The organism is Bacillus sp. GB_SG_008, assembly GCF_052038115.1.
Classification (GTDB): domain Bacteria; phylum Bacillota; class Bacilli; order Bacillales; family Bacillaceae_G; genus Bacillus_A; species Bacillus_A rhizoplanae.
Map to the genome: position 1 here is coordinate 146,843 of NZ_JBPZSK010000006.1, position 19,627 is coordinate 166,469.

At 38.3% G+C, this 19,627-nt stretch carries 20 protein-coding genes and 2 pseudogenes; 4 read left to right on the forward strand and 18 right to left on the reverse strand.

All coding sequences use genetic code 11. The annotated features are described in order from the left end of the window. Positions 1-87 precede the first annotated feature (87 nt). The 11 genes and pseudogenes from ACTDJC_RS16700 to ACTDJC_RS16750 all read right to left on the reverse strand — a co-directional run bounded on the left by ACTDJC_RS16700 (position 88) and on the right by ACTDJC_RS16750 (position 11,458). Entirely contained in the window at positions 88-465 is a 378-nt protein-coding gene (locus ACTDJC_RS16700; RefSeq protein WP_440604112.1) for a RidA family protein, read from the reverse strand. 95 nt (positions 466-560) lie between these two features. Continuing rightward, on the reverse strand, positions 561-2,042 hold the full coding sequence (locus ACTDJC_RS16705; protein WP_098308646.1) for an amino acid permease: 1,482 nt from the start codon (positions 2,040-2,042) through the stop codon (positions 561-563). Between the two features lie 230 nt (positions 2,043-2,272). After that, entirely contained in the window at positions 2,273-3,718 is a 1,446-nt protein-coding gene (locus tag ACTDJC_RS16710) for a sigma-54 interaction domain-containing protein (protein ID WP_440604113.1), read from the reverse strand. A gap of 63 nt (positions 3,719-3,781) precedes the next feature. Then, entirely contained in the window at positions 3,782-4,963 is a 1,182-nt protein-coding gene (locus tag ACTDJC_RS16715; RefSeq protein ID WP_440604114.1) for a MalY/PatB family protein, read from the reverse strand. Between the two features lie 234 nt (positions 4,964-5,197). Beyond that, positions 5,198-6,628, reverse strand: coding sequence for an MBL fold metallo-hydrolase (locus ACTDJC_RS16720; RefSeq protein WP_440604115.1), 1,431 nt, complete (start codon positions 6,626-6,628; stop codon positions 5,198-5,200). Positions 6,629-6,694: 66 nt separating this feature from the next. Then, the gene (locus tag ACTDJC_RS16725; RefSeq protein WP_440604116.1) at positions 6,695-7,894 is read right to left on the reverse strand and encodes an FAD/NAD(P)-binding oxidoreductase; all 1,200 of its coding nucleotides are present in this window, start codon (positions 7,892-7,894) and stop codon (positions 6,695-6,697) included. A gap of 43 nt (positions 7,895-7,937) precedes the next feature. After that, positions 7,938-8,720 carry a sulfite exporter TauE/SafE family protein gene (locus ACTDJC_RS16730; protein WP_440604117.1) on the reverse strand — a complete coding sequence of 261 codons (783 nt, stop codon included), beginning with the start codon at positions 8,718-8,720 and terminating at the stop codon, positions 7,938-7,940. A 521-nt stretch (positions 8,721-9,241) separates the two neighbouring features. After that, entirely contained in the window at positions 9,242-9,583 is a 342-nt protein-coding gene (locus tag ACTDJC_RS16735) for a thioredoxin family protein (RefSeq protein ID WP_098308661.1), read from the reverse strand. A gap of 14 nt (positions 9,584-9,597) precedes the next feature. Next, positions 9,598-10,566 (reverse strand): thioredoxin-disulfide reductase, encoded by a 969-nt coding sequence (gene trxB / locus ACTDJC_RS16740; RefSeq protein ID WP_440604118.1) that lies wholly within the window; start codon positions 10,564-10,566, stop codon positions 9,598-9,600. 372 nt (positions 10,567-10,938) lie between these two features. After that, positions 10,939-11,207 (reverse strand): annotated as a pseudogene (locus tag ACTDJC_RS16745) (hypothetical protein); the annotation flags it as partial. Next, complete coding sequence (locus ACTDJC_RS16750; RefSeq protein WP_440604119.1) at positions 11,204-11,458, reverse strand: TSUP family transporter; 255 nt, start codon at positions 11,456-11,458, stop codon at positions 11,204-11,206. The pseudogene ACTDJC_RS16745 and the gene ACTDJC_RS16750, both read right to left, overlap by 4 nt. Positions 11,459-12,280: 822 nt before the next feature. Between ACTDJC_RS16750 and ACTDJC_RS16755 the strand changes: the two genes are divergently transcribed. After that, on the forward strand, positions 12,281-13,108 hold the full coding sequence (locus ACTDJC_RS16755) for a peptidoglycan-N-acetylglucosamine deacetylase (protein ID WP_098307109.1): 828 nt from the start codon (positions 12,281-12,283) through the stop codon (positions 13,106-13,108). A gap of 204 nt (positions 13,109-13,312) precedes the next feature. Here ACTDJC_RS16755 and ACTDJC_RS16760 read toward each other — a convergent pair whose 3' ends face one another. From ACTDJC_RS16760 to ACTDJC_RS16785, 6 genes and pseudogenes are all read right to left on the reverse strand, one after another. Next, complete coding sequence (locus ACTDJC_RS16760) at positions 13,313-13,753, reverse strand: hypothetical protein (protein WP_098307107.1); 441 nt, start codon at positions 13,751-13,753, stop codon at positions 13,313-13,315. Positions 13,754-13,776: 23 nt separating this feature from the next. Continuing rightward, complete coding sequence (locus tag ACTDJC_RS16765) at positions 13,777-14,184, reverse strand: sigma-70 family RNA polymerase sigma factor (protein WP_440604198.1); 408 nt, start codon at positions 14,182-14,184, stop codon at positions 13,777-13,779. A 144-nt stretch (positions 14,185-14,328) separates the two neighbouring features. Next, a pseudogene (locus ACTDJC_RS16770) lies at positions 14,329-14,945 on the reverse strand (replication-relaxation family protein). Beyond that, positions 14,887-16,071 (reverse strand): FtsK/SpoIIIE domain-containing protein, encoded by a 1,185-nt coding sequence (locus ACTDJC_RS16775; protein ID WP_440604120.1) that lies wholly within the window; start codon positions 16,069-16,071, stop codon positions 14,887-14,889. The pseudogene ACTDJC_RS16770 and the gene ACTDJC_RS16775 overlap by 59 nt, the downstream one beginning before the upstream one ends. A gap of 117 nt (positions 16,072-16,188) precedes the next feature. Further along, a complete protein-coding gene (locus ACTDJC_RS16780; protein WP_440604121.1) occupies positions 16,189-16,371 on the reverse strand; it encodes a hypothetical protein in 183 nt (60 codons plus the stop codon). Beyond that, a complete protein-coding gene (locus ACTDJC_RS16785; protein WP_440604122.1) occupies positions 16,368-16,670 on the reverse strand; it encodes a hypothetical protein in 303 nt (100 codons plus the stop codon). The genes ACTDJC_RS16780 and ACTDJC_RS16785 overlap by 4 nt, the downstream gene beginning before the upstream one ends. Positions 16,671-16,832: 162 nt before the next feature. Between ACTDJC_RS16785 and ACTDJC_RS16790 the strand changes: the two genes are divergently transcribed. Continuing rightward, positions 16,833-17,033: a helix-turn-helix transcriptional regulator gene (locus tag ACTDJC_RS16790; RefSeq protein WP_440604123.1), complete on the forward strand. Its 201-nt coding sequence runs from the start codon at positions 16,833-16,835 to the stop codon at positions 17,031-17,033. Between the two features lie 36 nt (positions 17,034-17,069). Then, positions 17,070-17,543, forward strand: a complete 474-nt coding sequence (locus tag ACTDJC_RS16795; RefSeq protein WP_440604124.1) for a restriction endonuclease — start codon at positions 17,070-17,072, stop codon at positions 17,541-17,543. A 401-nt stretch (positions 17,544-17,944) separates the two neighbouring features. Here ACTDJC_RS16795 and ACTDJC_RS16800 read toward each other — a convergent pair whose 3' ends face one another. Beyond that, a complete protein-coding gene (locus tag ACTDJC_RS16800) occupies positions 17,945-18,553 on the reverse strand; it encodes a TetR/AcrR family transcriptional regulator (RefSeq protein ID WP_440604125.1) in 609 nt (202 codons plus the stop codon). A 182-nt stretch (positions 18,554-18,735) separates the two neighbouring features. Here ACTDJC_RS16800 and ACTDJC_RS16805 point away from each other — a divergent pair, with 182 nt between their 5' ends. After that, the gene (locus ACTDJC_RS16805; protein WP_440604126.1) at positions 18,736-19,227 is read left to right on the forward strand and encodes a hypothetical protein; all 492 of its coding nucleotides are present in this window, start codon (positions 18,736-18,738) and stop codon (positions 19,225-19,227) included. The last annotated feature ends 400 nt before the right edge of the window (positions 19,228-19,627 follow it).

A 19,627-nucleotide genomic window follows, 5' to 3' on the forward strand; every position in this document is an offset into this window, starting at 1 on the left:
CCTCCTGTATTCTCTGTTTAAGACTAGCCATATATAAATTAAAGAAAAGAGAATATCAATCTGACGTTCTCTTTTCAATTACCATCATTAAATCATAGCAACCGCTTCGATTTCAATTAAAGCATCTTTAGGTAAACGAGCAACTTCAATCGCGCTTCTAGCCGGATAATTCTCGAAAAAAAATTCTCCATATACTTGATTCATCGCAGCAAAATGATTCATATCACTTAAAAAAACCGTTGTTTTTATTACCTGCTGTAAGTTTGCTCCCGCCGCTTCTATAACTTGCTTGAGATTCTCCAATGACATCCTTGTTTGCTCCTCGATCATATCAGGCATTTCTCCGGTTTCAGGATGAATTGGTAGCTGCCCTGAAGTATACACTACATTTCCTGCTTTAATACCTTGTGAATAAGGACCGATAGCCTTGGGAGCTTCTTTGGTTACGATTGATTCTTTTATCATATTAACCACCTCTTTTTTTAATATAATCTCATTTAAACGAAATTTTGTTTCATGTTCCTCTGAAAATAAGCGCTGTACATTACATACAGCTTTCCCTATGATTCTTTACGTTCAAAATCACATTCCATAAGAGGAACCACTTTTGTTTTCTTAATGATTTTATAACCAAGCCAGAGAAGCAAGAAAATAGGAAGACCAATATACGTCGCCAGAATTTCTGCCCAGCTAATTTGATGTCCGGAAAAAAGATTCTGTCCCAAAATAAAAACTACAAAAAATAATAGCGTAATAACTGGACCTAGCGGGTACCATTTGGCTTTGAACGGCAATTCATTTAAATCTCTTCCTTGTGCCACATATGCCTTACGAAAACGGTAATGACTGACGGCAATACCGAACCATTTGATAAATCCGGTAAGAGCAGAAGCATTTACTAGCCAAATAAAAACCGAACCATTCCCAAAAAGGGAAGCCAAAAAGGAGACAAGTCCTAAAATCGCCGTCGTGCATAGAGCCCACATGGGAATTCCCTTCCGGTTAAGCTGCGCAAAGATGCGTGGTGCCTTTCCTTCTTTCGCCAACGCCCATAGCATACGTGAAGACGCATACATTGCTGAATTCGCTGCTGATAAAACAGACGTAAGGAGCACGGCATTCATGACGGAAGCAGCAAATGCCAACCCAGCTCTTTGAAGAACGAGTGTGAATGGGCTGATAGAAACATTTTGAACGCCCGATTTAAGTAGGTTCGGATCTGTATAAGGGATAATCAAGCCGATAACAAAAATCGTCAACACATAAAAGATGAGGATTCGCCAAAAGATTGAACGAATCGCTTTTGGTACGTTTTTCGATGGATTATCAGTTTCACCAGCGGCCGTCGCAATCACTTCGGTTCCCTGAAATGCAAAACCGGCAACGAGCACTACACTAAAGATAGATATAAGCCCGCCATGGAAAGGAGCATCTCCTTGTGTAAAGTTACTGAGCCCAACCGCATGTCCTCCCATAATCCCAAAAATCATGGCAACCCCAATAACGAGAAACACGATGATCGAGATGACCTTAATACTGGCAAACCAGTATTCACTTTCCCCAAATGCCTTGACTGATAAAACATTTAAGATTAGCAACAACCCCAGAAATAGTGCGCTCCACAAAAGAGAAGATACGTTTGGAAACCAATACTTCATAATAAGGGTAGAGGCCACCAAATCCGCAGGAACCGTAATCGCGGTTGTATACCAATAGTTCCAACCTAACGCAAAGCCTAACGCAGGATCAACATACTTTGAGGCATAGATGTCAAAGGCCCCTGGGACCGGTAAGAAGGCCGATAGCTCTCCCAAACTATTCATGACAAAATAAACCATGATTCCGACCAGAATGAATGCAGCAAGCGCTCCTCCCGGCCCTGCAGTGCTAATCGTTGATCCGCTGGATACAAACAATCCCGTTCCAATAGCGCCGCCAATAGCCATCATCGTTAAATGTCTAGATTTCAGCTTCCGTTGTAATGATCCGTCTGAATTTCGCTTTTCAAGGACGTTACTTAACTCTGCTTCTAATTTCCCCATAGCATGACCCCCTATTTACTCATATTTCAAATACAATTTGTATGCTGGCGTATCTGGCCGTTTATCTCTCTTGTTAAATTTTTAGAAATTTCAGTTATTTAAAAAGATGTCTCTCCTTCTTTTGTCCTCACCCCTCTCTAAAAATACCGGCGAGAAAATGATATAAGCACTCTCCCTCTTGAATTTCAATTAACTTTTAATCAAGAAAAATAGTTATCTTATTAATGAAGTTAACATAATTTATATTTTTCCAACTTGCGATAAAGAGTAGACAGGCTAATCTGTAGTTCCCGAGCAATTTGTTCTTTATCATTTCGATATTTTTCAGCTAGGAAGTAGCTCTGGATCACGTCTTTTTCATATTCTGAAATCATTTGTTCTAAACTCAATCCCCTACTCTCGACTGAGAGATGATCCTTTTGAAATACATAGTCAGGTAAATCATGGAAGCCGATAATATCTGATTCGGCCATATTGACCATATATTCTACAGCGTTTTCTAGCTGCCGTATATTCCCCGGCCAGTCATAGTGTATAAGCCATTGCTCCAGCATGGGATCAAGTCTCAGTGGATACCTTTGCATGATCTTGCAATGTTTATGAATGAAATGTTCGAGATACAAGGCGATATCATCACACCGCTCTCGCAAAGGTTTAGTATGGAGGGGGATGACATTGAGACGATAGTACAAATCCTCGCGAAAGGTTCCGTTCTGCACCATTTCTTCCAGGTTTCGGTGAGTGGCCGCAATCACCCGTACATTAATCCCGATTGCTTTTTTTCCACCGATTCTTTCAATCTCTCTTTCCTGTAAAACCCGTAATAATTTTGGTTGCATAAAAAGGGGCATATCCCCAATTTCATCAAGAAAAATGGTTCCATTGTGCGCTAATTCGAATTTCCCTATTTTCCCATTCCGTCTTGAGCCGGTAAATGATCCCCCCTCATAACCAAACAACTCACTTTCCAACAAACTTTCAGGTATGGCGGCGCAATTGACAGCTACAAATGAATGCATTCGGCGCTTACTTTCAAAATGTATTGCTTTGGCTAATAATTCCTTCCCCGTACCACTATCTCCCCTAATCAGGACAGTAGATGGGCTGTTTATAATCCGTCTTGCTTTTTTAATCACATCTTGAAGCCCAGAATCTTTACCAAGAATGTTTTCAAAAGAAATGGCTTTCGGAGGGGTCGGGATATCCTCTTGAATTTTGCAACCCGTTTCTTTATTAAGGTCCAGCATTGCTAATTTATTGACTAACAATATACTGACATTGCTTAAAAACTGTATCAGCTTCTCTGCTTCTATAAGCATTTTTTCCTTTTGTTCATGGGAAAAACCAATCATGCCGATGACGCCAACTGTTTTTTCTTGCTTTACAATAGGAAAACCGATGGTAGCGAGTTCTTTGCATTGATTCACGAATTTACAACTCAGGCATTGCGACTCATCTTTTTTTACATCATAGATCACTCCAGGCTCTCCTGTTTCTAATATCATTCTGAAAAAGGAGCCTTCCGGAGCCGCTTTGCCAATGAGCTCTTTATAATAGCCAGTCCCGCTAATGCGAACGCCCTTTTCATCAAGCACAGTTATATCCAAACCAAGGATTTCTGCCGTGTTCTCAGCGTAGTCTTGAATAAATTGCTGTATGCCAATAAAGCCTGCCATATTATCCTCCTTTGCTATAGCGTTATATGGAATAATAAAACCATTTTATCATGAAATAACTTACTAAGCCTTGCACAAAGAAGCGACAGCTTTTTCTATTTCACCCAGCGCATTTTTTAACATCGAACGCGGGCAAGCAATATTGAGCCTCATAAATCCTTCACCTTCCATACCGAAGATGTATCCTTCATTCATTGCAACTCGTGCTCTACGTAACATAAATTCATCCAATTCTTTAACTGAAAAACACAATTCCCGGCAATCCAGCCATACAAGGTATGTGCCTTCTGGCTGGATGACGTTGATTTGCGGAATATTGTTGCTGAAGTAACTCAGAGTGTACTCCAAATTCCCCTGCAAATATTCAAGGAGTTGATCCAGCCATTCTTCTCCATAGCGGTAAGCAGCCTCTAACGCAACAACGCCAAATATGTTTGGCGAACCAATGGATAATGTATGAAGTTCTTGATCGTACCTATCGCGCAGTTGCTGATTTGGAATAATAATACTTGCCGTCTGCACACCCATCAGGTTAAAAGTTTTGCTTGGCGCAATGCAGGTAAGGGAGTGATCCGCAAACTCTTCTGCAATAGACGCAAAAGGAATGTGAGTATGTGGTTTATAAACAAAATCAAAATGAATTTCATCTGCTACAACAAGAATGCTATGCTTCATACAAAGCTGTCCCAATCTCGTCAATTCTTCTTTGCTCCATACCCTTCCGATTGGGTTATGAGGACTACATAGAATCAACATTTTTACCGTTGAATCTATCTTTGCCTCTAAATCTTCAAAATCCATGGAATAACGCCCATTTTCAAGCATAAGCGGGTTGTTTACAATTTCACGGCCGTTCGCTTCGATTACACGGGCAAAATGATGGTATACAGGCGGTTGGATAATAATTTTGTCCCCTGGTTTCGTAAAAGACTGAATCGCCAACGATAAGGCCGGAATCACGCCTGGGCTGTGGGTAATCCATTCTTTTTCAACGGACCATCGATGTCTTCTTTCTAACCAGCCAGCAATGGATTCCATATACGAGTCTGATCTAAGTGCGTAGCCATATACACCGTGCTCCACCCGCTGTTTTAACGCTTCGATAACAGGCTGCGGAGACTGGAAATCCATATCGGCCACCCACATCGGAATAACATCCTTTACACCAAATTTATTTTCAAGACTATCCCATTTCTCGCAGTCAGTGCCCAAGCGACAGATTTCTTGGTCAAAGTTATATTTCATCAAGTATCTCTCCTTCTCATGTTTGCTTATGCATCTTACCTCTTTACGTAATTTATATAAGCAATTATCATGCCAACTTATTTCCCTTATAAAATCGCCTTATTTTTATAGAATTTCTTGATTGAATTCCGAATACTGCGATGCTAATTTTGAAAACCCTTTCATTTCAAGTGTTAGCAACTGTGCAATCATGGTAAATATTTTCGCTTGTATGATAAAATCCAAAGATTGCATTTAAGCATCTCTAGTGGATAGCATCTTCTTCTGTTTCATCCATTCCTCATAACCGCCCACAAGGCTTTGTACTTCTTTAAAACCATGAACTTGCAGAAGGCTTGCAGCGATAGCAGATCTTCCGCCAGTTTTGCAATAAACTAAAATTGGTTTATCATGCGGAATGTTGTGTGCCTGTTCCTGCAGATGACCGAGCATCACATGCTTTGCTTGCGGAATATGGCCTTCCTCCCACTCGCCCATGCTTCGGACATCAAGTACATATATGCGTTCTGTATGAAGAACGCCAGCTATCTTGTCCATTGTCACTTCTTCATACTTCATCACACGAGAATCAGCCTCGTCTGCCTGCTCAATGACATTTGGTTCCATCGTTGCAACAATACGATCCAATCCAATGGACTGGAGATCATTCACAATATCTTCCACATCAGCATTGCTTGCTAAAAGATATATAGGCTGATTATAATCCAACAGCCATCCCGCCCAAGTTACAAATGATTTATTATAAGGGATATTAATCACGCCCCGTATATGCTTAGCGGCAAATTCACTGGCTGGACGCGTATCAATGACAATGCCCTGTTTTGTCCATTCTTGTACAATATCTATCGAAACCTTCATACGAAACGGTACCGCTATTCTTTGGATTTGCTGCGTTCCCTCTTTATTCAACCGCTTCATCATTGAAAAATAAGGGGGCGCCTCCGGCTGTCCAACCAACAGCGCTTCTATAAAGCGATCCTCATTATCATATTGCAAGGCCCAATTTGTCTGTTTTTCATAGCCGATGGTTGACGATGGGATTGCTCCTAACGCTTTTCCACAGGCACTGCCCGCTCCATGTCCTGGCCATACTTGCAGATAGTCAGGAAGATTTTTAAACTGCTGTAGAGACCGATACATCATGCGTGCCATTTTTTCTGAGGAACCGTGTACCCCTGCGGCTTTTTCTAATAAATCAGGACGCCCCACGTCACCGACAAACACAAAATCTCCCGTAAATATGCCAATCGGCTCCTTGGTAGATGCACTGCCATCTGTTACGAGCAGTGAGATATGTTCAGGAGTGTGTCCTGGTGTATGCATCACCCCAAAATTGATATTTCCAATGGCAAACACATCTCCATTTCTCAAAAAACAGTGTTTATACCCAGATGCATACTCGTATCTCCAGTTCGCTCCTCCTTCGTCAGACAAATACAATGTGGCCCCAAGCCTTGAAGCTAGCTCCTGCGAACCAGACAAAAAATCCGCGTGGATGTGTGTTTCCGTTACACCCACAATCCGCACGCCATGAGCTCTTGCCGTTTTTATGTAAGGTTCTATATTACGTGACGGATCAACAATGATCGCTTCGCCGGTATCCTGACACCCCACAAGGTATGAAGCTTGAGCTAGTTTCTCATCATAAAAGTATTTGAGTAGCATAAGTCATCCTCCTTTTAAGTGCTAGCTTACTTTGATTTTGTTTTGTTATGACCATCAGAAACATGATCACATCATACCTTTAAGCATCCCCCTCCAATACATAACGGGAAGGAAGTTTCTCTTCAACACATACATACTGAACCTCTCGCGTGACTGATTAATAGGGAAGGTTTCTTGCGGCTGTAAATCATAATTGAATTCAGCCAGTATAAGCCGTCCATATCCGGTAACAAGCGGACAAGATGTATAGCCGTCATATTTATGAACCATTGGTTTGGCATGCATACGATGAAGTAAATTTTGCACAAGCACGGGCGCTTGTTTACGAATCGCAGCCCCCGTTTTCGACGTAGGCAGGTTGGTGCAGTCCCCAATGCCAAATACATTGTCAAAGCATTGATGCTGCAGCGTATATTGGTCTACATTCAGCCAACCATTACTTGCCGCAAGCGGGCTGTTCTTGATAAAATCAGGGGCGCTCATCGGTGGTACCACATGAATCATGTCATATTGCATATTTACAAGCTCTTTTGTGTTCAAATTTTCGAATGTCGCTCGTTTTTTTTCACCATCAATTTCAATGAGATGGTGCATAAACCATGTCTCGATCTCTTTTCGTTCAATTATTTTGTTTAATGCCTGTTCATATTTTTTCACATTGAATATGGATGGGTTGCCTGAAACAAAAATAACTGAAGATTGTGGGCGCACTCCTGATTTTCTGAAATAATCTTCCGCCAAATACATGATTTTTTGAGGGGCTCCACCACATTTCACCGGAGTGTTCGGATTGGTAAAGATAGAAGTTCCCCCTTTGAAGGTGCGAATTGCTTCCCATGTGCTATCAACATAATCATAGGAATAATTACTACATACCCCATTCTTTCCAATACTTTCTTTTAACCCTTTGATTTTATGCCAGTCAATTTGAATCCCGGCCGCAACAACTAGATACTCATAGTGCAGTTTCTTTCCAGATGCTGTTATAACAGCATTTTCATCTGGCTGAAATGTGGTAACCGCATCCTGCACCCACACCGCTCCGCTCGGAATAACGGACGCTTCCTCCCTTTGCGTGACAGTTTTATCAACTTCGCCAGCTCCGACAAGCGTCCATAACGGCTGATAATAATGTTTCGTCGCCGGATCAATGATAGCAATGTTTCCACTCAGGAGGCGTGATTCACGCAGAAAACGGGCTGCAACCGTAATTCCGGCACTCCCACCGCCCACAATCAAAATCTTGTAATGTGTCTTATTCTTCACATTTTCTATTCGAATCACCTCATCTCAATTTTAGTAAAACAGCTCATAAATCTAAGACTTCGGCATTAATAATCAGCATGTAGATGGCGACCAACATAACCACACCGGAAAATACATAATTGAGTATGCGCTGCTGTTTACTTAAGCGCGCCGCCAGCCAGGCACCCACCAGCCCGCCGCCAACTCCACCTCCAACAAACGCGAACATAATCCACCAGTTTACAAGCCCGGATAAGCTGTAGCTTACCGCTGTTGTAAGTCCAAATGTACCGACCGACACCAGGGAAGATCCAATTGCAGAAATCATCGGCATTTTCGCTGCAAAGATCAAACCGGGAACAATCAAAAATCCACCGCCAATCCCGAAAAAACCGGATAACAGTCCCACCAGAATAGCCATGATGATCAGCTGTGGCATTTTCACTTGATTTTTAAGATCGTCTGCTTGACTCCTCGTTTTCTTTGGCATAGCCATTTTTACAGCCATAACAATCATCAGAATGGCAAAAAGAAACAACAACTGTTTACCAGGTATCAGCTTTCCGATAGTTGATCCCGCATAGGCACCAAAAGCACCAGAGACGGCAAAAACAATCGCCTCTTTCCACTGCACGTGGCCGGCCCGTGCATGTGGAATAAGATTTGCATAGGCATTTATGGCAACGGCTGACGCTGTCGTGCCAATTACCACATGAGGATCATTCATACCAACAACGTAAAGCAAAAGAGGAACAGCAAGAATTGATCCACCTCCGCCGAGCAAACCAAGTACGAATCCGACAATAGTTCCTGACACAATGGAGAGGAGCACCTGAATCGTTGTCATTCTTTTCTGAGACTCTCACCAACAAAGCAGAGTAGTTGACGATTCATCTCCTCCCTCCTTTCTCTATTTACTCATCATTTATATAAAGCAAAAACCATGCCAACTAAATTCCCCTGTAAAACCGCTTGATTTGCACACTGCACTCTTTTTAAATTCCCAATTTTGCTATCATTCATATTAAAAAAGCCTTTATCATCAAGCTTAAAGCCTTCCTAGAACTAGGAACTATTTTTGCATCTGTGATAAAGTGAAACTTCCATCAGTGTGGGTCTTACTGCCCTTTAATGCGGAATAAATCGGTGATTTTGAATATGTTGCCAATAAATATTGAGTGATTACTCAATATTTATTGGCTTCAGATTAATGCGGGTGATACAGATTGTTGTAACCATGATTATCGTTAAATATAAATGTCAAAGTAGAGCGGCTCTATTAGAGTTTCAGTTTTGGATGTGTTTGGAAGCAGTGCCGAAATCTTTTTAGATAGGCGTCCTCCCAATTAAATACTAGTAAATGATTATCTATACTAATTTTCCACTTGCCTCTACGATTTGATTGAAAAACTGTTCAACCTCTTCCTGGCTTTTTCCGAGTTTACTTACAAAGCGATTAAGTTCCTTCCCTTCTTGAAAAGCAATAAAGCTTGGGATTCCATACACATCTAGCTTCTCTAATAGTTCCGGAAAATGATCTCGATTTACTGCGATCATATCTATTTTTTCTTTATACGCTTCTTCCACAATTGGCATGAATAAATCGGTATGCTGACAGTCTGGGCACCATTCAACATAAAATTTGGCAACAACTGGTTTTGCTGATAAAATCGCCTCATCAAACTCTTGTCTTGTTTTGATCTCTTTCATAATTACATTCCTCCCTATATTTTGTTCTCAATGTTATACTGATTGTCTTCACTACTTGATCGCTCTCTTGCATCAAGATATCTTTCGCAATCCAGAGCAGCCATACAACCACTTCCTGCAGCAGTAATTGCTTGGCGGTATTTATGATCTTGAATATCCCCGCATGCAAATACACCGGGAATATTTGTTTCTGTTGTACCAGGATTCACGATGATATATCCCATATCGTCCGTTTTGATTTGATTGCCTAAAAAAGACGTGTTCGGTTTATGCCCGATTGCTATGAAAATACCATCAGATTCCAGAATTTCATTTTTTCCGGTTTCGCTGTTTTTTACTTTCAAGCCAGTAACGTGTCGTTCTCCTACAATAACTTCTTCAGGAATGTAATTTAAACTCCAAGTAATTTTCGGATTATTTTTGGCCCGATCTTGCATAATTTTGGAAGCACGAAGCTCCTTTCTGCGGTGAACAACACGAACCTCCGAAGCAAACTTCGTTAAAAAATTTGCTTCTTCCATAGCTGAATCTCCGCCGCCTACAACGATAATTTTCTTTCCCCTAAAGAAAAATCCATCACACGTTGCACAGGTGCTTACCCCACGCCCAATATTTTCCCTTTCTCCTGGAATATCCAAAAGTTTCGCAGAAGCACCCGTTGCAATGATTAAAGATTGCGTTTTAAGCTCCCCTATTCCTTCCACCGTTAAGGTAAAAGGGTTATTAGAAAAGTCGATTTTTCTAACCCATCCCCTTTTAAACTTTGCTCCAAAACACTCAGCTTGCTTACGCATGTTCTGCATTAACTCTCGCCCCATAATCCCTTCAGGAAAACCAGGGAAATTCTCAACATCTGTCGTCAAAGTCAATTGCCCCCCTGGTTCAGGCCCTTCAATGACTAAAGGACTTATGTTAGCACGTGCTAGATAGATTGCTGCGGTCAACCCAGCAGGGCCAGTCCCTAGAATAACGGTTTTATACATCACTTACCTCCTCGTTATACTAATCTCTTATTCATGAATATTTATTAGCAATTTCCATGCCGTTTTTTAATATTCTGTAAAATCACTATTTTCACAACCGTTATATAGGTTAATCAGTCCCATTTCCTATCATGATTGAGAAAAATCTTTTCAAGATTAAGAAAAAACATCTTAAGACAATTTCATCAAAATTTGAATTTAAGTTATTTGAAATTCCCTTCCAAAACATGTATCATTTCATTTTTTCTTAAACAGCGACCACCAATGTTAAACAGCAATGGTTTGATTGGCTCCGCATGTAATGAGTTATTCTATCTATTTTGTTTGTATATCGGTAACAAGAACTCCATTTTGGTGCTTTATTTCCTTTAATTAAGGACTTACTGCCTGTCCTATATTAAATATAAAATGAGCGATTATGACTGCTAATAAACCGATTAAGTATTGAATGAAAATCAAAGGGAGAATCCATTTCGCTCACTTTATCCAAGGCATTCCCGCAATTGCCAATCCGGCCATCAGTGTACCACCTGTCGGAAAAATTATATTTCCAAGACCATCCGCAAATGAAAAGGATAATACTACTGTTTGGCGTGTAATGGCACTAAATCTGCAAGCAGTGCCATAATAGGCGCACTCATGGCACCGGGTACGGCAAAAATGATTGCCACTTTCCACTGCACATTGTGCCAGCTTGTACGTGTGGAATAAGATTTGCATAGGCATTTATGGTAACGGCTGACACTGTCGTGCCAATTACCACATGCGGATCTTTCATCCCAACAACGTAAAGCAAAAGAGGAACAACAAGAATTGATTCACCTCCGCCGAGCAAACCAAGTACGAATCCGACAATGATTCCTGAAACAATAGAGAGGAACACTTGAATCATTGTTATTCTTTCCTGAGACTCTCACCACCAAAGGAGAGTAGTCGGTGATTTATTTCCTTCCTCCTTTCTCTATTTACTCATCATTTATATAAAGCAAAAACCATGCCAACTAATTTCTCCTGTAAAACCGCTTGGTTTGCACACTTCATTATTTGGAAATTCCTAATTTTGCTATCGTTCATATTGAAAAAGCCCTTATCATCAAGCTTAAGGTCTTCCTAGGACTAGGAACTATTTTTGCATCTATGATAAACACATCAAGCTATTTCTATAAAGTGATTCTCTAACATATTAGTTAACAAGAATTTTTCTTAGGTTTCATATAACTGAACATTGTTAATGCGCTACCTCTAATAGGTGTAGCGCCATTATTTCGCAGATTTTGTACGCAAATGCTCCCCCTTGTTACATAAAGAAGCTGTAGTATGAGTACCAAAGACAGACGTTTATAGTACTTTATATGTTTCTACCAAAATAGAATGAAATATAGTTAAAAGGTACAGTTTATATTTTAGTATGAGTAAAAAGAGAGGATGTTCGTCTCTATATTGAGCGAACAATCCTCTCTTCATGATAAAGTAATTAACGTACGAAATTCGAACAATTGAACCTCTCCCCCTTCATTCCAACCTTTTGTAGATTCTAAAAAATAATATATGATTTTACTATCACATTAATAAATAAAAACCAAAAAAATCTCACATACACTCCATAAATCCCTTTCATGTATGTAAACATATTTTTTTACAACACTATACATAAAATTACTAATATAATAAAATGGAATGGAATGGAATTATAGAAATAGAAAGAAGGACATGTATGCGTAGCAAACCATCTCTTGTAACCTTATTTAAAAGAGCTTTTATTATGTGCGTAGGAATTTCGTGCATATATGGAGTATCCGGAGGAGCAAAATACATTGTAAATGCGAGTACAGAAGATTCCTCACAATCAGTTCAGCTAGTAAGTGAAATACAAACTTCACTGGCTCCAAAGCAAGCACCCGAACAATATAATGGTCAAGTTAGAAAAGTTGCTTATCTTACTTTTGACGATGGACCAGGAAAGTACACAGCTCAATTATTGGATATACTAAAACAAAACGATGCGAAAGCTACTTTTTTCCTGGTCGGTTCCAATGTTAAAGCATATCCCGATTTAGTAAAACGTGAAATATCAGAAGGACACTATGTTGGGATGCACAGTATGTCTCATGACTATAATAAATTGTACAAACAAGGCGGTTACGTAAATGAAATGAAAGAGGATCAAGCATTAATTGCCAATATTATTGGATATGCACCAAAATTAACACGTCCACCATACGGTTCAATGCCAGGTCTTACTGAAGCCGAACGAAATCAAGTCGTTGAAAATGATTTGCGAGTATGGGACTGGACAATTGATTCTTTAGATTGGAAATATAATAAAATACCAGTGGATGCTGCTTCTGCTCAAATTGTACAACATGTACTTGATGGTGCAAAATCAAACAATGAAATCATTCTTTTACACGATATTCATCCGCAATCCATTTCTGCTGTACCTGCTATTATTAAAGGGTTAAAGGAAAAAGGTTATGAGCTTGATAGTTATAATGAAAATGAACATTTCCCATTAAATTTTTGGCACGATAAACGAATTTAACATGGTAAAAGGCTTACATTCTATTATAAAGAATGTAAGCCTTTTATATTTTCATAATAAAGTGAAACTTTCATCAATAGAGGACTTATTGCTCTTTAATACGGATAAAATTATATTTTTCATACAGTATGTGAAATTAAATCATATCCAGTTCGCAAAGCAAATGAACCATCATTAACAATTCCTAGTAATATAATTCCTTTCTTAACTAGCTGAATGCGTATCAATATGCAAATGTCTTAACTTATCAGGATTTAAAATAATATAAATGGATTTAATTTTATTTCTTTCAAATTCAAAACTCAGTACTGCCTGTATTCCTATATGATTTCTTATTACAATTCCACTCCAACCATTTACTTCTATTTGCATCATAGAGTAGTCTTCTTGATTCGTAAGAAATTTAGTTGCTAAAGAAATAAGAAGTTGTTTTACACGCACTGCACCGTATATAGGTTTTACTGCAGCTTTTACTTTTCCGCCGCCATCTGCATAGTAAGCAACATCTTCCCGAAGAACTTCCATAACTTGATTTGTATTTCCTTGCTGAATAGCATTTATAAAACATGTGATAACTTGTTCATGATTTACCTTTACATTTTCAACCTCAATGTGCTTTTCAAGTTCTGGAAGCATTTTTTTCATTCTACTTAAAATCTTACGGCAATTCACTTCCTTTTTTGTACAATTTCAGCAATTATTTCATAGTCATATTCCAAAATTTCACGGAGTATAAAGATTGCTCTTTCAATTGGATTCAATTGTTCAAATAATACAAGCAAAGCGTATGAAATATCATTTTTCATCATTATTTCCTGTAATGGATCTGTTTCTATTACAGCGATTGGTTCCGGTAGCCATGTCCCAACATACAGTTCTCTTTTTTTCTTAGAAGATTTCAATAGGTCTAAACAGCGGTTCGTAACCAATTTACACAGAAACGCTTTTACATTTGATGTGTGCTTCATTTCATATTCATTCAGCTTTATAAATACATCTTGAATAATTTCTTCTGCATCAGCAATACTACCCGTCATTTTATAAGCAAGTGAGAAAAGAAGAGGTTTATACTCAATATATTAGTTAATGTATCTTAAATAATTGCGTTTAGTTGTAATGAGTAAAGAGATACAACTTTTAATAAAGGATATATCAGCGACATTTTATATCTTTTTTGAGTAGGTGTTAGCAAGTTCGTTTGCAAACTTGTTAGCACTTTTTTATATTTCTTGAATGGGATAAATTTTTGCAAACACATCATACTTTGTAGCCATTTGCTCCAGCTTCTTTTCTCGATAAGAGGTAACTGTAAAGAAGTGAATCACAGGAACTTTTCCGTATTTCTTCTTATATATAAAGGTAAACTCCTCGTACTTTTTTAACTTATCTTCATTCACTTTCATCTTCTGTGACCGATCTATCTCAACTGCATGGAGTATACCTTCTTCATCACGAAACTTAACATCGGGAATAATACGTTTCCTCTCTCCATTTCTGGTGTAGAGCATTTCGGTTTCTATCTGCCAATCATCTGGACAATAAAGATGCAGCCATGCTTCGTTTCTTAGGAGTGCATGAGCCAATTTCCCTTGTGATACAACCTTTCCGTCATCACCGAACATTGCATGACCTTCTTTGTTAAGATAGTATACATATTCCTTTCCGTAAGTGGTTTTGTTAACATATAGCGCTAAATCACTCATAATTCTGTTAGCGTTTCGTATCCCTCCCATATCATGCACACACATAAGATGTCTCCTTGAGCAAACTGCAGCTTCCTAATCGTCGCAAGTATCGCCATTTGTCGATTGATCTTCAAGTGACTCTGGATACTCATGCTTCTCCACCTCGAATTCTTTTAGATGCTCCCACATGACTTTATCATCGATATATGGAACTTGGAGTTCTGTAAAATCTTCTTTCATATAAATTGCTCTTCCTGGCACAGACGGTAAATGTTCTAAACCGGATTGATCAATCACAACTTCAGATGCCGTGCGAGTTGGTAAGTGAAAACCAAGTTTTGCATTAGCCATTTGTTTTATAACACGCGGCAATGTGTCGCCAGTTGGGTATTGTGTACAGAATATAATACGAAAACCAAGTGCACCGCCTACCCTTGCAATATGACTGAGCATATATTGGCACTGCTCTAACATTTGATTCTGTCCTTTTGGTAACCCTTTCGCTGGCGCAAGTACCGCCCCTTCATCTACTACAATGAAGTATCGATTTCTTTCTTTTGTATGAACGATATTTTTAATCCCCCGTTCTTTCATGTACTTTCCGCGTTCATTCATTTTCTCCATCACTTTCAAAAGCATTCTATGTGCTTGCTTTGGTGTTTCGGCAATTCGTTCTACTTGATGCAAGTTTCGATATTCACTAAATTCTAGTCCTTCTTCTTTGAGATCAATAAGATAAAAATGAGCATAATTCGGATTGGCTAATGCTAAAGTAGCAAATAAGTTTTTCAAGAACACTGTTTTTCCCATACGGATTAGTCCACCAACTGCCATGTGAGGTGTCTCGTCGAAATCGTGATAAATCAATTTTTCTAGGCTTTGCCCCATCGGAACACGCCATTTTCCTCTCTGCACCAATTCAATGAACCACGGCCAGTTCTTCGGAATTTCTCTAAGAAAGACACGAATGTTTAATTTGTAATTATCGTATTGGATCCGCACTGGTTTTCCTAATCCCTCTGATACAACATCCTCTACCTTTTCAATGATTTTACTTGGCATTCCTAATGGCAACCGATATACATACGTCGTACTGCGGTCGTCGTCTTTTTGTTCAACGAAGGTTGGATACTGCAGCTTATCTTCACGTTTAATTGCAATTCCACTGACTTCAAAAAACACTTGTATCTTCTTTCTATCATCATTTTTACTTTTGAATTTATCACCGTAATACGCACAAACTAACGCCGCTGTTGGAACAAGTAGTAATTCAATCATTTTCACCACTCCCCATATACCCTTTATAAGGGTATATATCCCTTGTTTTTGGAATAGAGCGATACAAGTTGAATTTCTTGCACCGCCTATTATGTGCAAATTCCACATCATATTCCCTCATAGAAATGCGAAAAGAAGATAACGTAGAAGATACAAAACCGAGCCTGTGAACATCGTGTACAAGGTTACTTTTGGAAGCCAATGTGGAATACTGTGCCCCATTTTCTCCGCTACCTTCATCGTGATAACAGACAAACCCGTTGTAGTCCATACAGTGATAACTTCACCCACAATGGTCATCGGTTTTCCCTCCTTCTTTTTAATTGCAATCCTTGAGGAGCCATAACAGGATAGTAATTATTCAAAATATCGCCCCAATCAAGGATTTCGTCCTCATCTTCATACAAATCATCCATAATATCGTTCGATAACCGATAGTATCCTTTGTACTCCCTGTAATTAAAGACTTCATGTCTTTCCATGTGATCCATAATTGCATTTGTTTCTTTCTTGCCATTAGAATTCCTATACAACTTTCTTAATTCCTTCGAAGAATAAAGGTAAGGAGTTTCATTAAGATGTGCATATTGCCAACGCATGCATTTCCTCTCCCTTCTTGGTGTCCTTGATTCCACTTGGTATTCCTCGTGGTGTTGATAAAGGTATATGTCGTAGGACGTCAAAACTTGTTTGTCCATTTTAAAAAAAGTAAATAGGGAATTTCTTTTTGTTATCGAATATACGAAGTTGAGGTGAATAAAATGAAATGTAAACTGAAGGAGATTTTGGACGAGCGTATGATAAAACAAGGAGCATTAGCTAAACGAGCAAATATTACGCCTCAACAGCTAAGTCAAATTGTAAACGGGAAAAGCGAACCGTCTTTACGGAATGCAATCAGAATCGCGAAGATTTTAGAAATGAGCGTGGAAGAAATTTGGATAGAAGAAGATTTAGAATAAACATCACCTGGGCATACTCATACTGAGGTGAATTGCATGATTTGGGCTATATTATTACTTTTACTTGTTTTTCTAATCGGTGCAATAACGAAAAATCCAGAAGTATCTACAGAAGAGATTCGTGCTAATCGATTGAAAATAGAAGCAAATCGAAAGTATTTAGAAGAAATAGATCCGCGAGAATTTGAATATGTGGTCGCTGACATGTTTCGTTCTTTCGGATACGCTGCACAAGTAACATCTGGCTCTAATGACGGTGGAAAAGATATTATTTTGCATAAAGGAACAGAAATGAAGTTTGTTGAAGTAAAACGCTATACAAAGAGTACCATTGGAAGACCAATGATTCAGAAGCTTCATAGCGCCATCATGGACGCTGAAGCTGTTGGAGGTTATTTTGTAACACTTAGTAATTTCAACAAAAATGCAAGGAAATATGCGGAGAATAAAAATATAGAATTAATCGATGGTGATTCGCTAATTAAAATGATGAATTCGAAATTGATGTAACACCTAAAAGTTGACCCATTCATGGAGTCAACTTTTACTTTATTTACAGAGATAAATGTCACTTTACCCATAAGTTGACCGCATTTGGAAGCATTAGTTGACCATAAAACACTTACTTTTATAGGCGATTATCTAATTATCTAACGGAATTGGAAGCATAAATTGGCCTTGAGTTAATGATTAACCCATAAGCTGGCCGTTAGTTTATGCAAAATTTTATACATGTGGAGTAAAGGAAATAAAGACAATGATTGCTTTTAACCACTGATATAATGTGATGAATAAGAAACTGCATACGTAGGTGAAGAGGATGTTTCACAGAATGTTGATAAGCCGGGGATTGTTGATGAGGAGAACTTCTGATAATGATGCGTTATGTTAACCGAGCATGAATAGGCTATTCATAAACTATCATTCATACAAAACAACTCAATAAGTTTTAATTGTTCATAAACATCGATTTCTGGATCAACCATTGAACGAAGTTCATAACCTTCAAATAAACTAATAAGCATATTGACCATGACACGAACATCTATATCAGTACGAACTTGTCCTAGCTCTTGTCCTCTACAGATAATCTTTGACATAAAATCTACCCAAGCGTGATACTGATTTATCATCCATTCACGAACGATTTGATTTTTCCTTGAAAGAACAACCATTTGATAATAAGCAGCAGTCCATAACTCCCGATCTACTCCTCCTGTACCCGTATGTACTAAATTCATCAATCGTTTTAATACCAATTGAACATTGCATGTTTCATCCGATAATTCTTTTAAAGTCTCTTCTACGACATGATCAAAATCCCGATCTAATCGATTTTGTATAACTTCATATAACAGGTTTTCTTTATTCTTAAAATGAACATAGAATGAACCTTTTGTTTTTCCAGCTCCTTTCATAATGTCATCAATACTCATTGCATCATATCCCTTATCTGCAAGCAGTTGAAAAGCAGAATCGATAATTTTCTTTTTAGTTTCTTCACCTGTTATGTACTTCATATAAATACCTCTCCTTTATCTACCCTATAAATTTGTAAATCATCCATATCGGTATATTATATTTTTGATCATTTAAACAAATATTTGGTAATTCAAGTGTCATATTTGCAGATAATTCATAATAATATAAAAACATTATAACCGGTTAGTATGAATTTATCTAATAGTAAGGAGTTGGTTTAATGACATTATCTCAAAAGGTTATTAAAAAATGTCTGTTACCGTTTGTTTTATTGTGTTCTTTAGTTCTATCTATAATACTACCATCACAAAGTGCATTAGCAGGAACTTTAGGACCAGGATTCGGAAAAGCCACTTACGGTGGAACTTTTTATAGTTTTGTAACTGAAGATGGAGAGTATGATGGGGCATCTTGGGTTCCTAACACGGGACAGAATATAATGATACGATTAGTCGATTTACATTCAATAAACAAGAACTCTGGATATAAGACTCCAATTTATAGTAATCCATCGATGTTACAAGTGCGTCTATGTAGTAAATCTACTGGAAATTGTACAGTATATAAGCCTTTTTACTGGGGATCATTTAAGGGAACATCTGGTTATTTTGCTTCATTTACAAATATGAAAGCTGGAAATTATCAGATAGATATTATAGATTCATGGTCTAGCTATAGATTTAGCGGAGAGTTACACGAAACTTATTACTGAGATAATTCAAACTATTTAGCCACCTTATTAAAGGGGGCTTTTTTTTCTCCAGATCCTTAATAAGTTGAGGCATAAACACATAGGACTAAGTGGATTACTTCCAATAACAAAAACATACGCTTAAAAAGCAAAATAAACGATTTTAAATAAAGATTTTCGTTTGCTTTTGGGATTGAGGCTGGTTCGTCGTGTGGGGGCGAAACCCCACATATAACATATTCTATTAATCTAGTAAGTGAAATTTTAAAGAGCTGTGTATCCTTAGCGAGATAAAATGCGGCTTTTTTCTAGTCTAAATTTTCTTAACGTGGTTTTTTTCCGAAATGCTGGCGATACCCCTTATGGATAAAAAAGAATTTGAAGCATTACTAAATCAACCAACTAATATTAAACTTCCGCT

What these genes read in the sequence shown, in the direction of transcription:
- ACTDJC_RS16760 (WP_098307107.1), bottom strand. Translation starts at nt 13,753, where the DNA reads ATGAAAAAAATGCTTCCAGAACTTGAAAAGCACATTGAGGTTGAAAAT.
- ACTDJC_RS16795 (WP_440604124.1), top strand. Translation starts at nt 17,070, where the DNA reads ATGATTTGGGCTATATTATTACTTTTACTTGTTTTTCTAATCGGTGCA.
- ACTDJC_RS16790 (WP_440604123.1), top strand. Translation starts at nt 16,833, where the DNA reads ATGAAATGTAAACTGAAGGAGATTTTGGACGAGCGTATGATAAAACAA.
- ACTDJC_RS16715 (WP_440604114.1), bottom strand. Translation starts at nt 4,963, where the DNA reads ATGAAATATAACTTTGACCAAGAAATCTGTCGCTTGGGCACTGACTGC.
- ACTDJC_RS16730 (WP_440604117.1), bottom strand. Translation starts at nt 8,720, where the DNA reads ATGACAACGATTCAGGTGCTCCTCTCCATTGTGTCAGGAACTATTGTC.
- ACTDJC_RS16705 (WP_098308646.1), bottom strand. Translation starts at nt 2,042, where the DNA reads ATGGGGAAATTAGAAGCAGAGTTAAGTAACGTCCTTGAAAAGCGAAAT.
- ACTDJC_RS16775 (WP_440604120.1), bottom strand. Translation starts at nt 16,071, where the DNA reads ATGATTGAATTACTACTTGTTCCAACAGCGGCGTTAGTTTGTGCGTAT.
- ACTDJC_RS16710 (WP_440604113.1), bottom strand. Translation starts at nt 3,718, where the DNA reads ATGGCAGGCTTTATTGGCATACAGCAATTTATTCAAGACTACGCTGAG.
- trxB (WP_440604118.1), bottom strand. Translation starts at nt 10,566, where the DNA reads ATGTATAAAACCGTTATTCTAGGGACTGGCCCTGCTGGGTTGACCGCA.
- ACTDJC_RS16735 (WP_098308661.1), bottom strand. Translation starts at nt 9,583, where the DNA reads ATGAAAGAGATCAAAACAAGACAAGAGTTTGATGAGGCGATTTTATCA.
- ACTDJC_RS16785 (WP_440604122.1), bottom strand. Translation starts at nt 16,670, where the DNA reads ATGCGTTGGCAATATGCACATCTTAATGAAACTCCTTACCTTTATTCT.
- ACTDJC_RS16800 (WP_440604125.1), bottom strand. Translation starts at nt 18,553, where the DNA reads ATGAAGTACATAACAGGTGAAGAAACTAAAAAGAAAATTATCGATTCT.
- ACTDJC_RS16755 (WP_098307109.1), top strand. Translation starts at nt 12,281, where the DNA reads ATGCGTAGCAAACCATCTCTTGTAACCTTATTTAAAAGAGCTTTTATT.
- ACTDJC_RS16700 (WP_440604112.1), bottom strand. Translation starts at nt 465, where the DNA reads ATGATAAAAGAATCAATCGTAACCAAAGAAGCTCCCAAGGCTATCGGT.
- ACTDJC_RS16750 (WP_440604119.1), bottom strand. Translation starts at nt 11,458, where the DNA reads ATGATTCAAGTGTTCCTCTCTATTGTTTCAGGAATCATTGTCGGATTC.
- ACTDJC_RS16805 (WP_440604126.1), top strand. Translation starts at nt 18,736, where the DNA reads ATGACATTATCTCAAAAGGTTATTAAAAAATGTCTGTTACCGTTTGTT.
- ACTDJC_RS16720 (WP_440604115.1), bottom strand. Translation starts at nt 6,628, where the DNA reads ATGCTACTCAAATACTTTTATGATGAGAAACTAGCTCAAGCTTCATAC.
- ACTDJC_RS16780 (WP_440604121.1), bottom strand. Translation starts at nt 16,371, where the DNA reads ATGACCATTGTGGGTGAAGTTATCACTGTATGGACTACAACGGGTTTG.